Origin of the sequence: Arcanobacterium hippocoleae, from assembly GCF_031456295.1 — a bacterium.
Lineage (GTDB): Bacteria > Actinomycetota > Actinomycetes > Actinomycetales > Actinomycetaceae > Arcanobacterium_A > Arcanobacterium_A hippocoleae.
The window spans coordinates 1,393,422-1,414,898 of the sequence record NZ_JAVDUJ010000001.1; the positions used below are offsets into that span (position 1 = coordinate 1,393,422).

Genomic DNA, 21,477 nt, shown 5'->3' on the forward strand with positions numbered 1-21,477 from the left:
AATTTATTTACTCGGATAAAGCCGTCATTATTTGTGGCACGAGCTCGTATAAATCGCCCACGATGCCATAATCGGCTTCCTGGAAAATCGGTGCTTGTGGATCGTCGCAAATGGCGGCGATGATATTTGATTCACGCACGCCACCAGCATGATGGATTTGCCCGGAGGTGCCGATTGCGAGGTAAAGCTCGGCTGCTACTTGTTGCCCGGTGAGGCCGATATAGGAATCAAACCAGCCTGATCCTTCGGCGAGCGGGCGGGTGCCGCCAAGCTGTGCGTCAATCTTTGTTGCGAGTTCACGAATCATGGCGAGATCTGCAATTTCCGCCACTCCGCGCCCAACGCCAATTACGCGTTCTGCTTTGGAAAGGTCGATATGATCAGTGGTGAGTGGTGTTTCATTGGCGATGCTGACGGAATCGGCTGCGGCTATTTCGATCGTGGTGAAAGTGGGGTTTCCAGCTTGTGCTGAACTATCAGATGCAGGATTGCCTGCGGCAGTACCAGTACCGGCTGGAAGTGTAAGCGCAGCTGCACCGCTGATTTCCACAGTTTCCAAAGCCATTGCAGCTACATTTCGTACGGCTTTCCGGGTGGTGCGATCCCATGAAATTGCGCCGGAAATCCAGGTGGCGTCAATTTTTGCTGCTGCCGCAGTGGCGAGTGCGCGTTCGGTTGCAAAATTTGCTGCCAATATTGTAGTTGCACCCTTTTCCTGGAGGAATTTCGCGATCGCGGGCGCGAAAGCCTCTGCTGGCGTATCGTGCGGATCGAGATGGAATATTTCCGCTACTGGCGCTTGAGTGAAGTTTGCGGCAATTTCAGGAGTGCCGCAGACGAAAAGTTTTGCGTCTGTGCCAGCTGCTTTGAGGATCGCGCCAATTTCACAGTTGCTTGCGGTAATGATCCAAGTGTTCATGAAAGTACCCCTTCCTCACGCAAGGCTGCTACCAGTTCGGCGGCAGCCTGCTCGGAATCAAAAATAATTTTCTTTCGTGGCTTTACTTCTGGTTTTGCCGTCGCGATCAGAGTTGTTGCGGCTTGTGCTTGTGTCACGTCATGAACGAGATCTAAATCTGCAAGCGTGAGTTTTTCGACTGGCTTCTTGCGTGCAGCCATCATATCTTTCATTCCGATAAGTGGGATTGAAGCTGCGTCTGTAGTTACTGAAATGACGGCAGGGTGATGCAGGCGAAGGATCTGCGCGGTGCTTGCGGTGTGGCGATGGATTTGGATTTCGCCCGTATTTGCGCCTGCCACAATCTGATTTACATCTGCGAATGACGGTATGCCAAGATGCCCTGCAACCAAACCTGGCACGGCTTGGCCGCCTGCATCGGCTGAGGCGTCGCCGGCAATGATGAAATTGGCGCCGCCGATTTTTTTGATGGCAGCGGAAAGCACCCGCGCGTACACATCTGCCGTTGCGCCTTTTAATGCGTCGTCAGCAATTACGAGCAGTGAATCAAGACCGCGCGAAGCAGCTGCTTGTGTTGCTTTTGGAGAAGCTGCGCTTGCCTCCCCGGCGGTGATTCCAATTAGCTCGGTGGATTCTGGGAGTGAATCGGCAAAAATGCGGGCGGCATGGATCGCTACTGGATCGTATTCAGAGATCGTGCGTTTCGCACCCCAATCAATTACGCCGTCTGCATTAGCGGAAGCATTCTGCGGGTCTGGAGCCCATTTATAGAGCACTACAATTTTCATGATTCAACCTTAAATGTGTTTGGACGGGTTGCGGATTTTTAACTCTATTTCGCACTTCTAATATTTCGGAATTTACTGTTGGATTTCAATTGTATTGCATGAAGTAACAGTGGGATGTCCCACTTTGGTATCTAAATTTGTCTCACTTTCTTGTGTGGTGTGCCGTGTTTTCGGTTTTCAAGTCGAGTTATTTTACCGGCTATTTCCGTGATAAATATCAGAAAATAGTTGATTTTTATAGCAAATAAAATGCGAAATATACACATTTTGAAAAAGTGACTAAGGTCATAAAAATCTGCGGGGGGGGGGGTGATTTTTATTTGATTTGGCGCCAATTTGAGATTTGAAAAATTTGTAAAGCTTAGGACTCAATTCCCGGAAACGGAAAGTGGAAATTGACCGAAGTATAAATCGTGAGTAGATTCGCCAATCGCACCAAAACGAATAAGTGCAACGCGACGCGTTTGAAGACAATGTTGAAAGTTTTATAAATGCAGGTCAATGCGGTGTTGTAAAAATCTTTGCGGATTTTTGGGTGTCTTTTCGTTTGGCAAAACTGTGTTGCGAAAAATTTTTTGAGAAGGATCAAAGTTATGGGGAGTTTCCGTGATGGTGTCTGGATGAAAGTCCTACACCGCGGATGTGGGCGAAGCGAGCAGGTTCGTAAAGCAGCTCATCGTTTCGTCATTCTCCGGAGCCTCATGGCGGCAACACTCACTTTTGGAGTGTTATTCACCAGCCCCGCAGAGCGAATATATGCAATATCTCAGCCAGTAGCGGCTGCAAATTTTCAAAGCAGCTCAGTAAATACTCTCCAGACGTTCAAATCCGAACCGGCAGCAGCAAATCAGAGCCAGCCAGCGGGGCAACCTGCAGCAGAAGCGGCAGTTGCAGAAGCTGCTGCAGAGGCGCCTGCGGCGCTCCCGCCAGCAACTGAATCTCCGCTTGCAACAGCGAATGTGTTGAAAAACAATGCTGCAGAAACAGCATCTGCAAATACTGCTCAGCCAAAAGTGCGCAAGCGCCGTTCGACGGCACTTGCAGAAATAATCTATTTTCCGAACCCTGATGTGTTGGATTCACTTCCTGGCTATGCGTGCCCGCCAGTAAATCCTGCAACTTCTACGAATATGTCATACAGCAACTGCCGTTGTGAAGTGCCGCAGGTGGATTCAGAACGCGAGCAGAGTGGAAATTTTGCTTACGTGCTTACGACACAAGCATTGTATAAAGTCGGGCTGAACTATAACGGGACTGTTAATTCAAAGTATCATCTCGTTGGCTACCTGCCATATTCCGAATACGTCAGCCCTGGCGCTACTGGCAAGCATGATGCGCTGGGAATCAACCGGCGGACGAATGAGGTCTTTTTCGCACACCGTTCTGGTGAAGGAAACAATATTGGTGGTGCAAACCAGGCTGTTGCTTTCTACCACTATGATCTCGATGAATTACCTGCCGATAAAGACAATCTGGGCACATACTTCCTGCAGCATCCGCAGCCAAAATTCTTTGTCGAAAATTTGGGTGTTGAAATCGATGCTGCCACGGTTGATCCGTCCGGCAATTACATCTTTGGCGGAGTGAATCGTGTAGCTGATGAAGCCAACGCCCGGAGCCGCGGATACTCGGCAGGAAACGAATATAATACATTTAATTTCAAGCTGTTTTCCTATAATCCGAAAACCAGGCAAGTAAGTTATCTCGGCGATATCGAAGAGCGCGCAGAAGCGGTAGATCCGAACGATTCATATAGTGTGCGAGATAAGCATTTTGATTTAACTTTTGACGCGGGTGGAAATCTCTATCTCCTTTCGGGTAGCTCGGCAAAGAAATTCCCTGGCGCGCAATTAGAAGATCAGCGTTTTATGAGTGAATATGCTGGTGGTTCTGAAAATACGACATATGACAAGCTCTATCACAATACGGTGCGAATGCGGCGAGTAAATGCTGCAGACTATGACACGGCATTGCGTAATGGCGTGAGTCTTGCACAGTCTGGGTACGTCACTAATTTCAAAAATCAATGGACTATTGCTGCCGGACATGCCAGATATAATGAAAATCCCGATATTGCAAGTGTTTTTGCAAAGCCTTTCGCGAATCTTCCGATCGACCCGGAAACTGGTTTGATTCGGTTCGATTCTTTCCAAAATCCAGGCGATCCAAATGCTGGAAAAATTGACCGGGATAGCCATCCGAAGTGGACGCTGCGTGGTTCTGCAGCAAATCGGAAAGAAATAGATTCCGTATATGTACGTGGTTTTTTCATGGGGAAAATCATTGACGAATCAAAAGCAGCAGGGATGGTGCTTGATTCCAGCGGCAACTTGATTGTTTCGACCCATGACGGGTTAGGTAAATCCGTCTATGGTGGTGCGCAAGAAAATTCTAATTCGATTGGTGTGCGCGCATTTTCCGCCCTCACTGGTCAACGGATCAATAACGGTGCCTTATCTTTTAATACTTCACGCGGGCCTTCTGGAGTATCTGCAGGAATGTGCGACCCCTTTAACTGGGGAGGGAAGAATGCTCCGGAGCCGAAAAGTAATTATTACCGAGATATCTTCCCGGTGCTGATTGGCGATTATCACCAAACCGATATGGATTACGGTGGCTCGCTGGCGCCAGTTGCCCGCGTAAAGAAAATAATTGCGGGTGAGCGTGCGCATACTCAAGATCAGTTCACCGTCACAATGAAATTTGCAGGCGTGCATAATTTTGCCCAGTACCACATGGAGTCTACGCACACACAGGGGACTGCCTCTGAATCACCTTACTCGCGTGATTTACTGGTAACACCAGGTAATACCTTGATTATTGAAGAAAAAGGTACCCGCAACGGGAAGCAGTTCACTTGGGCAAATTGGAGCCAGTACACTTCTACGCTCAAATGTACGCACGCAAAAGGAAACGTGAATGTACCTGCCCTTGCGGAAACTGTGGGCGATAAGCGTACGTGGAAATTCCAGGTGCCAGAGAATATTTCGGGGATTATGGAATGCCAAGTGAAGAATACTACCGAGCCAGAATTACAAGGATCGATCACGCTCATCAAGAAGGGTGAGAATAATCAGCCATTGGCAAACGCAGGCTTCACCCTTTACCGTGATGAAGACCAAAATGGAGAATTCTCTGCTGGGGATGTGCGGATCAGTGCTGAACTGCTTACAAGCGATGCTGGCATCATTACTTGGAACGATTTGCAATTGGGCGCGTATGTAGCTGTGGAAACAAAAGTGCCTGCGGAATATCGTGTGCCGACGAACAATAACTTCCCGGTGATTCTCGCAAAAAGTGGCACTACCGCGCATGCACAGATCGAAGTGCAAAATCAGCGCAAGCCGCCGATTGGGAACACTCCCGGCGATCCGGCACAAGTCTGCCTCCTGACAGAAAAAACTCCGACATACACACTCACCGTCACGAATAAAGCCAAGGGCACGGACAGCGTGCTGGCAAACTCCGTCTTTTCGCTTTTCGTTGATAAAAATGCTGACGGGAAAGTAAATTCCGGGGAACGTGCACTGCTTGATGCGCAAGGTGATACACACGTGACTAATACTGCAGGTAAAACCAGCTGGCAGAAGCTCCCTGCCGGTGATTACATTCTGCAGCAAATCAGCGCGAAAGGGCATCATCAGGCGGCGAATCAGGCAGTGAAAATCACTGACCGGAATGTGGCGATTGATGTATTGAGTGAGCCGGCAGCTCAGCTAGCGAAACCTACGAATGTGCCGGAAATTGAAGTGCGTTTCCATGCGATGAGCATGGACGCAAGAGAAATGCTGAAGCAGTATGAGGAAAATAAGTACGAGGGGATGTCTACCGCAAGCGCAACGAAGTCTGGGATCAATATAACTGGATTGAATAGTCGGCTCACAAATCCGCGCGCTGCCGTACCGGGCACTACTTGGCGGATCACGAGTTACGACGAAGATAAGCAATTCAAATGCAATGGGCGGAATGTATATTCGTGTACTATTCGTGCAGATCAGCAGGCCGTAGGCGGGCGCGCTGCAAATATGGCGAAATTCTGGATCGAACCAGGATCCTACACGTTTACACTGCTTAACGCGCCGGGAGGATACGCGAACTTTTCCAGTTCGATCCGCCTACCGAACTACAACTATCGCAACAGTAATTGGGCATACGCCTGGGCGTACCTGCCAGGAGGGAGTTTCAACCCGCCTGCTCCATACGTTGAACCAAAGCCGAGCACACCGGAACCGCCAAACTGGAATCAGCCGTTTACGGTGCGCGCAGTGATCAATGACGTAAATGATGCCACGCTCGCCCTGCCGGGTGCGCAGGTGCAGCTGCGCTCCAAGAGCAGAAACGTAAGTGTGCAAACTGCCGTCGTCAATAAAGATGGCTGGGCAGAATTTGCCAATGTGAGCGCCGGTGCGTATACCGTCGTACAAACAAAGGCAGCGCCGGGCTATGTACTTCCAGCAGAGCGAACTATCGGAACCATTGCGGATACTACGGCAGCCGATAATCGTGACGGGGTAAAAGACGGATATATTTACGTGGGCACTACGAATACGCAAATGAACTCGATCTGCTGGGCAAAGTATGCGCAGGAAGATCAGGCGGCGATTGAAAAAACGTATCCAGCCGTAAGCGATTTCCCCACAAATGGGATGAAACGCGGTTTGCTGAAAGGCTCCGAATGGGAAATTTCTCGCTCTGACGGGGAAGCATTCACTTATGCACTCGGCATCGGCACTGACGGAAAGCTAGATGCCGGGGCACGGAATGCTAGTACGCACAAACTCGTAGTAGTGGATACTCCGAATGCGGCAGGCGAAAAAGTAAATCCTGCAGTAGATCAGATTGCAACCGCCGGAATCATGGGGCTAAAGATTGAGCCTGGCGATTACGTGATCACTGAAACGCGGGCTCCGCTGGGGTTTGCGCTGCCAAAGGATCCGCGCACAAAAGTGCGAGTACCGGCAGATAATAACGGATACGCGCGCGTCTTTGACCCGCGGGTAGATATTCAAGCGCCGCCATTACCATTTACCGGCGGCATCGCAGCAGACATTTTTGCTGCACTGGGACTTGCTGTGCTGGCAATTGCAGGTACGGCAGAAATTGTACGACGCCGCAAAGCTGCTGCTTTTGCGAGTGCAGGGCGTACTCACGGAGCCGAACTGGCACCACAGCCCGAAAGGCGGTGGCTTAAGGCGCGGAAGTAAGGCAACGAAAAACACACAATACCGACAAATCACAAAATGTGAGTTAGTAAAAAGCTGATTGTGCAGCTTGAGCGAATTTTGATCATGAAATTCGATCGGGCAACAATCAAAAAATGTAATGTAAAGGAAAAATATGAGTATCAAGAAGTCCCGTGGCGTAAAAGCGCTCGCGGTTGCTGTGCTCACCGGCCTCTTATCCCTCACGGGTGTAGGTGCGGCACATTCACAAGGATTACCTGGCGCGGCTCAGCTAGATTTAGCGAATATCAAGGATTCACAAACTGGCAAAATTATCATTCATAAGTATCAGAATCCTGTATGGACTGGGAAAAAGGGTGATGGGAAAGCTGTAGATCAGATTCCCGATAGCGCAATTGCTCTAGAAAATGTTGAATTTTCAATACGTCAGGTGAAGGACGTTGATCTTACTAAATCTGAAGGTTGGGATCAGGCGAAAGCACTCTATAATAAGGTTAATCAAATTACTGAGAATCAGCTTGATCAGGCTAAGAAAAAGCGAACAAATAATCTTGGCGTCGCCGAATTTGAGAGCCTTCCATTAGGTCTATATCTTGTCGAAGAAACTGATTATAGTCAGGCTAAGTCAAAGGGAAAGCCGGTTAAAGTAACGAAGGGCGTCGAAAAATTCCTCGTTGCTGTTCCATATCCTTCTGATGAATGGCTATATGAAGTTAATGTGTATCCGAAGAATTCGGTACATGAAGATGGTAAGAAGACTGCTCAGTATGACGCGCACTTCACCGAAGGCAAAACGCTACCGTGGAAGATCGAGCTTCCTATTCCTGCTCTTGCAGATGGAGCAAAATCATATAGCAAGTTCGGTATGTACGATGTGCTTGAAAATTATCTTACCTTTGAAAGTGTTACCGATGTAAAGGTAGACCAAGTTCCTCTGCAGGTAGGGAAAGATTACGAAGTTCTTACCAATCTTGAGAAGGATAATAAGAAAGCAATTCATTTCCGCTTGCTCCAGTCTGGGTTAGAAAAATTATTGAATAAGAATATGGTTACTTTGACTATTAATACAAAGGTGACCAAAATTCCACAAAATAAGATTGTAGAGAACAATTTCTACCCAGAAACTCCTACGTACGACCCTTACACTGATTCTGAGGGTGAACCTGGAAAACCAACTCCTGGCGATAAAGTTTATTATGGAAATATAACTGGTAAGAAGATTGATCAAGCAAACTCCAAGCCTCTTTCCGGCGCTGAATTTGCAGTTTACGCTACACCTGATGCTAACGGTGAGCCAATTGCCAAAGCCACTTCAAATGAACAGGGTGTGTTCACTTTCAAGAATCTGCGTATCGATTCCGACAACGCACCACTCGCAGATGGAGCAACATATTATTTCAAGGAAACTAAGGCACCAGCCGGGTACATTCTAGATCCATCGGTTAAGACTGTTAAGTTGACTCGTCAGAATAACACAGTTGATTACAGCTATGGAGATTTCAATAATAGTAAAGTCCCTGGTCCGAACCTTCCTTTGACTGGTGCGCAGGGCAAGATTCTGCTCACGATCGCTGGTATTGCTGTATTGGCATTCGCTGGTGGTGTACAGATCGTAAGTGCCCGTCGTAAGCGTGCATAATTACACGGCACTAAGCAAAATCTCTGTTGGGGCAAACTGACATTGAAAACGGCTGCTAATTTGCAGCCAGTGAAAGTTTGCACACAGCAAACTCACGGAGCAGAGCAGGAAGTGAAAGCTTTTCTCTTCCACTCTGCTCCGTGGTGCGTCTGCGGCAAATTGCTCGTCATTTTTTCTGCTCTCAATAAATAGCGCAAGTGTTATTTGCGCGCCCCGCGCCGCAGCCTCTCCCTCACCCTAAAATCTGCATTCACAAAGTCTGAAATATGTTTAAAGCTCTCTTTTCTCGATTCTTCGTAGCCTTCCTCGTGATCCTGGGGATTGGGTTATTGCTTTATCCAGACATTGCCGCATGGAAAAGTCAATACGACCAGTCGCTGCTGATCGAATCGGAGAGCAAAAAAATCGATAACGCTCAGCCAGCAAAAGAAGCACAACTTGCTGCTGCCCATCGATACAATGAAGCGCTTGCTTCAGGTGCACTCCTGGAAGCAAACCAACGCAAAGCAAAAGGTGTTGGAGATATTGGCGCTGCACACGCGCTAAGCAGCGATATTTGGGATTATCTGGACATCCTCAGTCTGGGAAATCACGGGCTAATGGCACGTTTGAAAATAGAATCAGCAGATATTGATTTGCCCGTCTACCATACCTCCGGTGATGATGTACTCGAAAAAGGTGCCGGGCATTTACAAGGCACAAGTTTTCCCGTTGGAGGAATCGGCACGCGTGCTGTGATCACTGCACATCGCGGGCTGGCAAATGCCACAATGTTTACCAACCTCGATAAAATGCGCATTGGTGACGATATTGTGATCGAAGTATTCGGCGAAGTGCTCGTCTACCGCACAATCGAAACAAAAATCGTCAATCCAGACGATACTGAATCAATCAAAGCAGACCCGGATCGTGATCTGCTCACACTCGTCACCTGCACCCCGCTCGGGATCAATTCGCATCGGATCCTCGTCACTGGGGAACGAATATACCCGACTCCGCAAGCTGATCTTGACAATGCCGGCAAGCCGTCTGAACTACCACGATTCCCGTGGTGGGCGGTGGAAATCGCGGTTGTACTGATTTTCTTAGCATGGTGGTTGGCGCGCGGAGTGAAAGCATATCGCAAGCAGAAAACGGCTGCTCAGGAGCTTTCACAATAATTTTACGTGCAAGCTACCGTTTCATAGACTGATCGGATATGGAAGCTACTTCCTGGATTTGGAGGAGGGCAAAAAATAATTACTATCGGAGCCGTCGCATTTGAGGATCCTGAAACCGGCAATTAAATACGGTAAGTTGCTGGAGTACATGCCCGGTGTTGATCGGATTAAGTTGTCTCTCGTTCGATAATATGCGTCTGGAGAATTTCAGTCCGCGCAGGATGCCCATCAATCATTTCTTCCGCCAAACGAACCGCATGAGCCCCCTGCTGATAGAAGGGCTGATGCACAGTGGAAATTTGCGGAGTCGTTTCGCGTGCAATTTTATGATCGTCAAATCCGAGGATTTTTAGATCTTTTGGAACCTGTAAACCTGCCTCTTGTGCAGCCACCAAAGCCCCGGCAGCGATCCGATCATTTCCCGCAATCAGCGTGTCGAAATCCAAACCTTCGTGGATTAATGCACTCATTGCAAAATATCCGCTACTCTTCGTCCAATCTCCATAAATTATCTGCTCAGAAAGGCAATCTGCCAAAGATTCACGATATCCGGCGAGTCGATTCGTGGTGGCAGGGTTATTCTCTGGCCCTAAAATTGCCTGAGCTCGCCGTGTGCCGCGCGCGAGTAAATAATCTCCGGCAGTTTTTGCGGCAGCATGATCGTCAGCGTAAATTACGGAAAAAGTTTTCACAGCCGGAAAATCGGACTGTCCGCAAAGCACAACTGGAATTTCAGTAGCTGCAAGTTCATATAGCAAGGTGTCGTCAGTATACGGAGAGAGATGGATAATTGCGTCGGCTGCACCGCGTTGAAAGAGATGAAGTGACTTCTTCAGTTCACGTTCAGTGGATGCGGAAAGCAGGATCGGAGTGATTGGCGTAGGGGTAAGCGCGTCGAGGATACCTTGGAAAATCGTGGCAAAGGTTGGGTCCGTCAGGAGCTCATTTATTGGCTCTGTGAGGATCACGGCAAGAGCCTCCGATTTTCCTTTCGCAAGATTTCGCGCCGATACTGAGATTTGAAAATTTGTCTTTTTGATTGCGGTGCGCACAGCTGCCACTTTTTCAGGGGCAACGCCAGCAGTACCGTTGATTACACGCGAGACGGTAGCGCGAGATACGCCAGCCATAGCTGCTACATCTTTAATCGTTACTTTTGATTTGCGCCGCGCCTTTGCGGGAAGTTCCTTAGATAAATCCACTACTTCACTCTAGTGGGTTCTCGTTGTGCTGTAAAACTTGCAATACAGAACTAGCATAGTGGGGCATGTTTTTTTGGGGGTCCATCGGAAGTTTGCTGCTCTGAAATCTGATTGCCGAAGTGAGGGGGGGGGATTTCCCTGATTCGTGTATGGGTTTGTTAGAGAATGGCGAAACTGTTTTGGCATACGGATTTAATCGGTGAAGGTGTGCATGATGTTGAAAATAGCAAGATCCCGCTAGTGAATATTCGGAAAACGCTTGCACATATTTCCGCTCCTTGATACTCTATTGAAAACGGTTTCAGAATTGGTATAGCGATCCGAAGAAGTTTCGTTATTGCCGTCCCGTTTCAATCTTAAAAAGCGTTGAAAGGAGAAAAAGAGATGAAAGTAGCGTGGCAAAATCCTACGCTCATACGTGAAGGAGCTCTTCCTTCACGCGCATATTTCTTCAACTTTCAGAGCTTAGAAGCGGCTCGATCCAATGATCGTGAGCAAGCTCGTGGATTTTATGATCTTGACGGAATTTGGGATTTTATATTTTTCGATTCACCCGACCGCTGCAACGATCAGGACTTAGCAGATTGGAGTTCCGGCTCTGACCATGCCGCAGTTTGGAAACCGATTTCAGTGCCGGATCCGTGGCAGGTGCATGGCTATGGTTGCTGGCACTACACTGACGAAGGATATTTGTTTCCGGTAGATCCGCCACTGATCCCAAAACTTAACCCGACAGGTATTTATCGCAAACGTGTTGCTTTTGCACCGCTGAACCCGGGAGAGCGAAGAATTATCCGTCTGGACGGGGTAGAAACTTATTACGAGCTTTGGTGTAACGGTACGCGCGTTGGTTGGGCAAAAGGCTCGCGTCTATCGTCCGAATTTGATATCACCGATCACGTGATTGATGGTAAGGCGATACTCTTACTGAAAGTACTGCAATACGCGGATTCTTCCTATGTAGAAGATCAAGATATGTGGTCGAGCGGTGGAATTATCCGTTCAATATACAGTTTTGTGCGTACCGCGCATTCGATCCAAGATATTGCGGTAGATACGTCTTTATTGCATATCTCCGATGCTCCCGATGCACAAACTACTGCTCCCGGGGTGCTCCGAGCAGAAATTCAAGCAGCCAATGCGGTAGCAGTTCACTGGCGTTTAGAGACGCTTACTGGTGAATTGATTTGCGCAGGCAGTGCAGATGCCAGCTCAGAAGTGAGTGTAGAAAATAGCAGAAAACATGGCGAAAATATCCAATGTGGCACTCAAAATACTCAGCTTTTTCAAATTTACGCTGAGATTCCTGACGTGTATTGGTGGCATCCGGAGGCGCCACATCGCTATCGGCTAATTTTCAGAACCGAACAAAATTCGGATCCGGATTTTGTGCCGATCGTCTTCGGCTTCCGTGATATTCACATGAAAGACGGGGTGCTCTTACTCAACGGTAGATATATTGAAATGCATGGCGTAAACCGTCATGATTTTGATCCAGAACACGGACGGGCAGTATCACTCCAACGTATGCGTGCAGACCTGGAGCTAATGAAAAAGTTCAATATTAATGCTGTGCGCACTGCGCATTACCCAAACGATCCGCGGTTCTATGAGCTTACTGATGAGCTGGGAATAATGGTCTTAGCCGAAACAGATCTCGAAACTCATGGAATGGAACTTGTGGGTGAGCCAAATCGTCTCGCAAATGATCCCAACTGGCTTCCCACCTTCCTGGATCGTATCGAACGCCATGTGAAATCCCAGCGGAACCATCCGAGCATCATTATTTGGTCGCTTGGTAATGAATCGGGTTGGGGGAAAAACTTTCACGCCATGTATCAGCATTGCAAAATGCTTGACCCGTCACGGCCAGTGCTTTACGAAGAAGATCGGGATGCGGAAATCGTGGATATAGTTTCGACAATGTATTCGCGCGCATCGCAAATGGATGATTTTGGGAGTCATGCGATGTTAAAGCCGCGAATCCTGGTGGAATATGCACATGCGATGGGGAACGGGCCGGGTGGATTGCACGATTATCAGCAGGTCTTCGATCGTCATCCATCGATTCAAGGGCATTTTGTGTGGGAATGGATCGATCACGGAATCAAAGTTTCAGACAAATACTGTTATGGCGGGGATTTTGGGGATCGCCCAAATAATGGCAATTTCTGTATTGACGGGCTGGTGTTTCCGTGGCTCGCGCCAAGTCCGGGATTGATTGAATATGGGCAGGTGATCTGCCCGGTTAAAGTTTCGCTAACAGATTCGCGAAAGTTGTGCGTGCGCAATAACTGGTATGCGCGGAGTCTGGATGGAGTACGGCTTCGTTTGGAAAGCATGACGGCAGGGAAAATAGTTGCTAAATCGGAGATTGTGTGTGGCAATGTGCCAGCGCAAACTGAAATACTGCTTGAGATTCAGCAACCCGAATGTGAATACTTGAACGTCGTGATTTTCGATGGTGAAGAGGAAATTGGCCGCTACCAATTTATGGTTGGCACAGTGGAACGAGCCAAATCTCAAGAGCGCCCGAAAAATAGTGTGATCAAACGTCCAAAAATGCAGATTATGGCAGATCCGGTGACGGGCGAACTGACGATTAGCGCTGAGCAGATGCAGCTTGCCACGAAACTTGCCAAATTCACTACCTGGCGACCGACAATTGATAATCATCGTGCGCTTGCAGAGAAAAACTGGGAACCAGCTTTGCTTAAGCTTGCGCGGCAAATCCCACTCGAATTTACGCAAACGCAAAACACTGCGCACCTGCGCGCAAAATATGCTCCAGACACGGTGCGACGTGGCTGGAACTGTGATTATTTTTGGCAATACGATCAGGCGCAGGAAATCTTGATCCTTGATTTCAAAGCGCAACCATATGGCGATCTGCCGCAATTGCTGCCAAACCTTGGACTAGAATTTCGGGTTCCGCTTGCGCTTTCACAAATCGAATATTACGGGCGCGGGCCAGGAGAAAACTATCCCGATTCGACGCAAGCTGCACTGCTGGGGATTTACCAGACGACGGCAAAAGATTTAGTAACGCCTTATGTGTATCCACAAGATTATGGGCTGCGCACGGATGTGCGGTGGGTGGCGCATCGGGATGATACAGGAGCAGGAATTCTGGTGATGGCAACAAATCCGGTGGCTTGGTCTACTTGGTTGTGGGATGCGTATACGATCGATACTGCCGTGCATCGTGATGAACTCGGTGAGCCGCAAGAACTCGTGGTGCGTTGGGAAGAGAAAATACTTGGTCTTGGCTCGCACTCGTGGGGTGCTGAGGTGACGCCGTCGTACCAGGTGCAGCCACAGGAAATAACGATGCGGCTGCTATTTTCCAGGTTATCGCCAGGAGAGTGCGCACAAACCGTAGCGGAAAGCTTACGCGAAAGTGTAAATAATCTGTCGGAAAAATTTAGCGGTAAAGATTGTGCGGCCACGGGCTGTGCGGAGCAGGCGCCGAAGACTGAGCAAGCAGCGGAGGTGGCGCAATGTTGATTTATCCTACGCTAGAAATTTTTGCAAAGTTGCAGCAAGAATCACGCAAATGGATGAATGTGGTGCGTGCATTTGAAAAAAGTATCACAAACCCCAAAAAGTATGCCCGTTCAATTGAAAGTGGGCTCACTTACTGGTGTGCGAGTATTGTGCCTGAAAATACTGCAGAATTTATGCATTCCAGAATGTATCAAAGCGTTATTTATGTGCTTGCGGGGGAGGCTCGTCTTGAGCTCCAGGATCGCAGCGCGTTGAAAGAAGTGCAAAAATACGATGATACGCGCGATATCCAATACTTCACGGATAGTGTGCAGACTCAGGAAAAATCAGCGATCACAGACCAGCAGCTGGGAGCGCAGGCACATGCAGTGCGCACGAGAATTGATCTGTCGTCTTTAGCGCAAAGCGCAAAGAAAAAAGAGGTTGTGCTAAAGCAGGGGCAAATTTTAATTGTCGAGCCAGACGAAGCCTGGCGCATCGTTGGCGGTGCGGGCAGCTATGTACATCTGCGAAACCGCAAAATCGGTGTGCAAGCTGCTCCATTACAATTCGCGTTAGGGGATGAAAATGTGTGATCAGGCAGAGTTGCAAGCGGGCCAAAAACTTTCAATTCCCGCAGCGGGTAAAGGCGAATTTGCTGCTGCTCCATTCCTCGCATTACTTCTCGTGACCGCAGTATGGGGTTCTACTTTCTTCCTGATCAAAGATTTAGTACAGTTCGTGCCGCCTGATGATTTCCTCGGGATCCGTTTCGCGATTGCAGCATTACTGATCGTGATTTTTCAATTTCCGCGTCTGCGCCGCGCAAGTGCGCAGACCTGGAAGCAAGGCGCCGTCCTTGGCGGTGCATACGCAATTGCGCAATGGTTGCAGACGGTCGGGTTATTGCACACTGACGCTTCCGTCTCCGGCTTTATTACTGGAATGTATGTAGTGTTTACGCCGTTGATTGCAGCTCTCGTACTACATACGAAGATGAGCTTGAAAGTCTGGTCGGCTGTCCTGCTTGCCACCGTTGGGCTGGGAATCTTGAGCTTGCGTGGATTCGCGCTCGGATGGGGTGAAACGCTCACGCTGGCAGGCGCGTTGATGTACGCGATCCATATCATTCTCATTAGCCGATATACGAAAAATGCTGATGTGATTGCACTTGCATTGATCCAGATCGTTTTCGTGGGTGTGTTCCTTGGCAGTGCTTGCCTTTTCGATGGTGTGAGATTCCCTGTGACGGCACCGATGTGGGGCAGTTTGCTTTATATGGCGCTCTTTGCCGGGCTTGGTGCGCTGGTATTGCAAACATGGGCACAATCACGTATCTCAGCTACCACTGCGGCGATCGTGATGACTACCGAACCCGTATTTGCAGCCGGTTTTGCCGTGATGTTTGGTGGCGAATCGCTAACTTTCCGGTTAGTGCTGGGAGGGATCCTGGTACTTACCGCAATGTTGCTGATTGAAACAAAATCAGCAACATCCCCCGACGAATCCGCTGCGGAAAATAGCGTCGGAGAAAACTAAATAAAACTCAAAACAAATAACTCAAAAATAAATCAAAAATGTCGAATCAAAGGAGATTTCACAATGAAACGATCACACAAATTTAATGTGTCTATAGCTGCAGCTACATCAGCGCTGCTCCTTCTTTCGGGCTGTTCGGGCAGCTCATCAGCAAGTGCAGAAGGGCAAGTAATCTGGTCTACCTGGGGCACTCCTGAAGAGTTGAAAGTGTACGAAACTTTCAATAAACAGTTCGGCGAGAAAAATGCTGATCTAAAAATAAAATTCCAGCCTGTGGCATCTTACGACGAATACCACTCTAAACTGAATACTCAACTCACATCGCGTACCGCACCAGATGTGTTTTATGTCGGCGATGATCAGATTGCGAATCTTGTCGCAAATGATGTGCTTGAGCCAATCGATACTTGTCTTGCGCTTGCAGGTGCTGAAATCAAGAAAGCTGATTTCGCCGAGAATCTCTATCGTGTAGCAGAAAAAGATGGGGTTACATTTGCACTGCCAAATGATGTGAATCCTGATGCTTTCTTCTTTGACCGTGAAGCTCTCAAAGCTGCTGGGATTACCGCAGACCCAGTCGAACTGGCGAATAACGATCAATGGACCTTTGAGAAATTCTTTGAAATGACCGCTGCCCTGCAAAAGGCAGGTTTGCAGGGTGCTGCTTTCTGGAATTATTGGGCTACTTGGCAGTCGATTCTTTCGGCAAGCGGTGCGCCAGCTTATGACGAATCAGGAAAGTTCGTCGCTGATACTGCTGAAAGTGCAGCAAACTTACAAAAGTGGGCAGATAAGTTTGCTTCCGGAGAACTGGTTGTGGCTGATGAGCTTCCGAAAGGATCTGATAGCGACGCGCTTTTCGTCACGCATAAGCTCGGATTTATGGTGCAGGGGCGCTATACGGTAGCAACTCTTGCAGGTGCCGGGTTGGATCTGAAGTCTTATGATGTAGTTCGCTGGCCGACGGCTTCGGGCGCTGCTGAGCCAACAGGTGTGGCAGCATCATTCCTTGCCGTAAATAAAAATGCGAAAGATAAAACTGCTGCATGTAAATTCTTTAATGCGTATTTGAGTAAAGCTGGGCAAACTCTGCGGTTGCAAGATAACGGAAATGCACTACCGTCAATTTCGGGTGTAGATAATGTTGTCACGGATTCTGGTGTACCAGCAAACGTAAGCGCACTCATTGAAATGCGGGATCAGGGATTCTCCAACAGCCCTACGGAAGCATCTGTGCCGGGGCTATCGGCAGATATTGCTACGCAAATCATGCTTCCGTTGTTCAAAGGGCAGCAAAGTGCCGCAGATGCACTTGCAGAAATTTCGCAGCGGCTCCAAAAGAGTGCGAAGTAAGTGCAGTTTGATTTTCGTCGAAGCAAAGTAAGAAGTTTACGATGAGTGTGCAAACAGTGAATGGGGCGGTAAATAGTACCCCAAAATGGAAACAACGTGATAAATGGTGGGCGGCAGTATTTTTGAGTCCACAGGTCATTGGGATGACGCTCTTTACGTTGATTCCATTCGCATTTAGTTTCTATCTCGCATTTTTTGAATGGAACGGTTTTGGTGAAATGAAATTTGTCGGTTTCGATAATTTCATGAACCAAATCAACGATCCGCTCTTCCTGCGAGCAGTGCTGAATACGCTGATAATTGCGGCAGTGACAGTACCGATTGGCTTGTTTATTGCAATTTTGATTGCAGTGATGGTGAATCAGATCAAACATAAAGCCGTCTATATGGTGATGCTTTTTGCTCCCGTGGTGACCAGTTCAGTTGCGGTGGCATTGATTTGGCAGCAACTTTTACGTGGTGACGGTTGGCTTTCGACTACGATTGGCAGCGTCTTTGGGATCGATCCTCCGCAATGGCTGCAAGATCCAAAACTTGCCTTGATCGCCGTCTGTGCGGTTACTATTTGGGCATCGCTTGGCTTGAATATCGTGATTTTCCAGGCAGGTCTGCAAAATATCAGTCCGTCATTAATGGAAGCTGCGCAATTGGATGGCGCGAGTCGAGTACGTAGTTTCTTTTCGATCACGCTCCCGATGCTTTCACCAACGATTTTCTTTCAGGCAGTGATTGCGTTTATTTCTTCACTGCAGGCATTTGATTTGATTTTCGTCCTGGTCAAAGATGCTGGACCAGAAAATGCCACGCGTACGATCGTGTATCAGATTTACGATCTGGGCTTTAAGAAAGGGCAATTGGGGCTATCCTCAGCAGCTGCGATTTGCCTATTGCTGCTCTCGGTAGTGATCACTGTGGCGCAATTTGGGCTTGAGAAGAAATTGGTGCATTATGACAACTAATTCCGTACGTCGTTTTTGGAAGAAGCACAAAATCGGGTTGCAAATCGCCGTCGGCGCGATTGCGGTAGTGATGTTTCTTCCCTTTATTTGGATGTTCCTTTCCTCATTTAAGACACTTCCGCAATTACTTGCAGATCCATTAAGTATCTGGCCTCAGCCCTGGACCTTCGATAATTTTCTGGAAGCATGGCAAGCGCTCCCATTTGGCAGAGCCTATCTCAACTCGATTTACATCACCGTCCTGGTGGTAGCAGGCGCGTTGATTACCACATCAATGGCGGGATATGCCTTTGCGAGTATTTCTTTCAAAGGATCAAAGTGGCTTTTTGGGCTGATTTTGCTGACCCAAATGGTGCCAAAGCAAGTTACGCTTGTGCCGTTCTATATGCTAATGAGTAAATTTGGCTGGGTTGATTCACACTTAGCGCTGATCATTCCCGCGATTTTGGTAAACCCATTTGGTGTGTTCTTGGCACGGCAGTTTATCCTTTCGATCCCCAAAGAATTGCATGAAGCAGCTGTGATGGACGGAGCCTCGCGGTGGCGGGTTTATTGGAGGATCGTCTTGCCGCTGATTACGCCGGGCTTAGGTGCACTCGGAATTATCGTCGCGCTTGATACATGGAATAACTTCCTGCTTCCATTGATTTTGCTGAACAGCACCGAACTCTACACTGTGCCGCTTTTGCTTTCGCAATTCCAAGGGCAATTCGGTGGGCTGAATACGGGGTTGATCATGGCAGCCACTACCGTTTCTACAATCCCGATGCTGATTGCCTTTGTGATTGGGCAAAAGCGCATCATGAGCAGTCTCGCCACTTCTGGGCTTGGAGGAAGATAATGCAAAATCCAGCTTTTATTGATTTGTATGATGTGCCTTTTACAGTGCCGAAGTCGCGTTTTTTGCTGCGTTATGAAGAAGATCCTGCGGAGCTGAAGACGGAAGATCAAACACTTGACCTTTACTACGTGCGTTATGAAGTACCGTTGCAAGAATGCTTGGTGGCGCGTCTTCCAGCAGGCGAAATCGAGATTGGCTGGGGCTTTGTACGCAGCGCAGAGTGGGAACTCGCAATATGTGAAAATTCGTGCTCGATACAACTTCTGAATGCTTCAGCGATTGAATGGGTGGATTTAGCGAATATTGAGTTGCATCAGCTTGCAGACTCGTTACGCATTTTCGGAAATGATTTTCTCACTGCGGAATCGCTTCAGCAGACACATCTGGAATTTCAAAAAATAGCTGATACTTATGTCCGGGAATGGATGGAAAAATCTCCACGGGTGCTTACTTGCCGTCAGGAAATGACGGATTTTTGCTGGTGGGTGCTTGGTGCGAATCAAATCGCTTTGAAAATTGGTGAAAATGCAACGATGCGCACCATTGTGGTGCCGTCCATGCTTGGGTATGTGGGACTCTGGCAGTGGGATGCATATTTTATTGCGCTCGGCTTGCAACATGGAGATATTGAGCTGGCAATCGCACAGTTAGAAATCGCATTTTCGCCTGAACCGGACGGACAACTCCCTGACGTGGTGCACGAAAAAGGTCGGCTGGCTTCATCCTTGGATCTTCCCCCATGTGATTTGGTTTCCTTGCGTGAACGAGGGAATCTGCGCTACGGAGAAGTAGTGCCTTTAACGAAACCGCCGTTAGGGGCGTGGGCGGCGAAGCAGATCATTGCTGAGCTACCTCCGCAGCAGCGCGCCGAATTGATGCGAAAGTGGTATCCCATTTTATTGGCAAATCAACAATGGTGGATGCGTGCGGAAAACTGTGATGAGCTTGGTCGCCCGCAATATTTACATCCATACTCTTCGGGGTTGGACGATAGCCCGGTATTTGATGCCTCAGGGGCGGTAGTTTCGCCAGATCTCTTAGCCTATCTAATTGTGCAGGAGCAGATTTTGCGGGAATGGGCGGCTGAAATAGGAGTGGAATGCCCGTTGGATAATTTGCCGCAGTTGCGCCGATGGTTGGCTGATTTGTGGGATGACGAGCAAGGCGCGTATTTTGCACAGAACCATGCGGGTGTACGCCAATATCGCACGATCCTTTCATTGCTGGGCTGTTTTGCTCCGGGAATTGATTCTTCTCGGTTGCGGCAGCTTTCTGCCGATATTGAAAATCCGGAACGCTTTCATGCGCGATGGCCTTTGCCTACTGTGGCGCAGGACGATCCAAGTTTTGCGGAAAATACAATGTGGCGTGGGCCAACGTGGGTGAATACTACATATCTTGTAGCTGACGGGCTGGAAAGTAATGGAGAGTTAGAGCTGGCGGCAAAATTGCGGGAGTCTACGCTTGAGATGTTTGCGGTTGCTGGCGGGCCGGTAGAGTATGTGAACTCTCGAAGCGGCACACGTTGCCGGACGGCTACTACTTGTTTTGGCTGGTCTGCTGCGCTTTACATTGATCTGGCAGTACGCGAGAAAAATGAGAACGCTTTGGGTGTGTCTTTCACCTCCCCGATGTGAGGTGAAACCAAGGCTTTACTAATACGGCTGCACCATATTCCGCCAAGCTCGAAATCCTAGTGAAAAATATCCAAATTCATGCCAAAATCGAAGGGTGTTACTTTCAGATTTAGATATCCTGCATGCTGTTGAAAATTCGCGCATTACACTCGATCCGTGGGATCGGGAAATGGTGCAGCCGTCCTCCGTGGACGTACATCTTGACCGCTACTTCCGGCTATTCAACAATCACCGTTACGACGTGATTGACCCTGCCGTTGATCAATCCGACCTAACTACACTAATCGAAGTGCCTGCTAACGGTTCGTTCGTGCTGCACCCTGGCGAATTTGTGCTCGGATCTACTTTTGAACAAGTCACTTTGGCAAACGATATTGCAGCCCGGCTTGAAGGAAAGTCGTCTCTCGGGCGCCTCGGCTTGCTAACGCATTCCACGGCTGGCTTTATCGACCCAGGATTTTCTGGCCATGTTACGCTCGAACTTTCAAATACAGCTACCATGCCAATCAAACTCTATCCGGGGATGAAAGTTGGGCAGCTGTGCTTCTTCCAGCTTTCTTCACCGGCAGATCGCCCATATGGTCAGGGTGCTACGCACTCGCGGTATCAAGGGCAGCGCGGGCCAACTGCTTCCCGTTCCCATCTGAATTTTCACCGTGTCGATACATCGCGCACGATCGTGAATACAGACGATAAAACAGCATAAAACTAATCCGGGCTGCATGGCGAGTACCGCCCGAAGCACAAAAGTGCCATCACGAACCGCAAATA

General features: G+C 48.5%; 14 protein-coding genes. 11 read left to right on the forward strand and 3 right to left on the reverse strand.

What is annotated here, in order from left to right:
* Positions 1-7: 7 nt before the first annotated feature.
* Together J2S36_RS05905 and J2S36_RS05910 are read right to left on the reverse strand one after the other, a co-directional pair.
* Positions 8-919, reverse strand: coding sequence for an electron transfer flavoprotein subunit alpha/FixB family protein (locus J2S36_RS05905; RefSeq protein WP_309956477.1), 912 nt, complete (start codon positions 917-919; stop codon positions 8-10).
* Complete coding sequence (locus J2S36_RS05910; protein ID WP_309956479.1) at positions 916-1,707, reverse strand: electron transfer flavoprotein subunit beta/FixA family protein; 792 nt, start codon at positions 1,705-1,707, stop codon at positions 916-918. The genes J2S36_RS05905 and J2S36_RS05910 overlap by 4 nt, the downstream gene beginning before the upstream one ends.
* Before the next feature lie 593 nt (positions 1,708-2,300).
* Between J2S36_RS05910 and J2S36_RS05915 the strand changes: the two genes are divergently transcribed.
* The 3 genes from J2S36_RS05915 to J2S36_RS05925 all read left to right on the forward strand — a co-directional run bounded on the left by J2S36_RS05915 (position 2,301) and on the right by J2S36_RS05925 (position 9,689).
* Entirely contained in the window at positions 2,301-6,911 is a 4,611-nt protein-coding gene (locus tag J2S36_RS05915) for an MSCRAMM family protein (RefSeq protein WP_309956481.1), read from the forward strand.
* 133 nt (positions 6,912-7,044) lie between these two features.
* Positions 7,045-8,529, forward strand: coding sequence for a SpaH/EbpB family LPXTG-anchored major pilin (locus J2S36_RS05920; RefSeq protein ID WP_309956483.1), 1,485 nt, complete (start codon positions 7,045-7,047; stop codon positions 8,527-8,529).
* A 266-nt stretch (positions 8,530-8,795) separates the two neighbouring features.
* Positions 8,796-9,689, forward strand: coding sequence for a class C sortase (locus tag J2S36_RS05925; RefSeq protein ID WP_309956486.1), 894 nt, complete (start codon positions 8,796-8,798; stop codon positions 9,687-9,689).
* Positions 9,690-9,856: 167 nt separating this feature from the next.
* Here J2S36_RS05925 and J2S36_RS05930 read toward each other — a convergent pair whose 3' ends face one another.
* Positions 9,857-10,891 (reverse strand): LacI family DNA-binding transcriptional regulator, encoded by a 1,035-nt coding sequence (locus J2S36_RS05930; protein ID WP_309956488.1) that lies wholly within the window; start codon positions 10,889-10,891, stop codon positions 9,857-9,859.
* Between the two features lie 384 nt (positions 10,892-11,275).
* On the opposite strand from J2S36_RS05930, the gene J2S36_RS05935 reads away from it, so the two are divergent.
* The 8 genes from J2S36_RS05935 (at position 11,276) to dcd (ending at position 21,412) form a co-directional block, all read left to right on the forward strand.
* A complete protein-coding gene (locus J2S36_RS05935) occupies positions 11,276-14,398 on the forward strand; it encodes a glycoside hydrolase family 2 TIM barrel-domain containing protein (protein ID WP_309956489.1) in 3,123 nt (1,040 codons plus the stop codon).
* Positions 14,392-14,973, forward strand: coding sequence for a NanQ anomerase/TabA/YiaL family protein (locus J2S36_RS05940; RefSeq protein ID WP_309956490.1), 582 nt, complete (start codon positions 14,392-14,394; stop codon positions 14,971-14,973). Before J2S36_RS05935 ends, J2S36_RS05940 begins: the two co-directional genes overlap by 7 nt.
* The gene (locus J2S36_RS05945; protein WP_309956491.1) at positions 14,966-15,916 is read left to right on the forward strand and encodes a DMT family transporter; all 951 of its coding nucleotides are present in this window, start codon (positions 14,966-14,968) and stop codon (positions 15,914-15,916) included. Before J2S36_RS05940 ends, J2S36_RS05945 begins: the two co-directional genes overlap by 8 nt.
* A 63-nt stretch (positions 15,917-15,979) precedes the next feature.
* Positions 15,980-17,269 (forward strand): extracellular solute-binding protein, encoded by a 1,290-nt coding sequence (locus tag J2S36_RS05950; protein ID WP_309956493.1) that lies wholly within the window; start codon positions 15,980-15,982, stop codon positions 17,267-17,269.
* A 41-nt stretch (positions 17,270-17,310) separates the two neighbouring features.
* A complete protein-coding gene (locus J2S36_RS05955) occupies positions 17,311-18,228 on the forward strand; it encodes a carbohydrate ABC transporter permease (RefSeq protein WP_309956495.1) in 918 nt (305 codons plus the stop codon).
* Positions 18,218-19,069, forward strand: a complete 852-nt coding sequence (locus J2S36_RS05960; protein ID WP_309956497.1) for a carbohydrate ABC transporter permease — start codon at positions 18,218-18,220, stop codon at positions 19,067-19,069. Before J2S36_RS05955 ends, J2S36_RS05960 begins: the two co-directional genes overlap by 11 nt.
* Positions 19,069-20,706 carry an MGH1-like glycoside hydrolase domain-containing protein gene (locus J2S36_RS05965; RefSeq protein WP_309956499.1) on the forward strand — a complete coding sequence of 546 codons (1,638 nt, stop codon included), beginning with the start codon at positions 19,069-19,071 and terminating at the stop codon, positions 20,704-20,706. Before J2S36_RS05960 ends, J2S36_RS05965 begins: the two co-directional genes overlap by 1 nt.
* 94 nt (positions 20,707-20,800) lie before the next feature.
* Positions 20,801-21,412, forward strand: coding sequence for a dCTP deaminase (dcd, locus tag J2S36_RS05970; RefSeq protein WP_309956500.1), 612 nt, complete (start codon positions 20,801-20,803; stop codon positions 21,410-21,412).
* Positions 21,413-21,477: the final 65 nt, after the last annotated feature.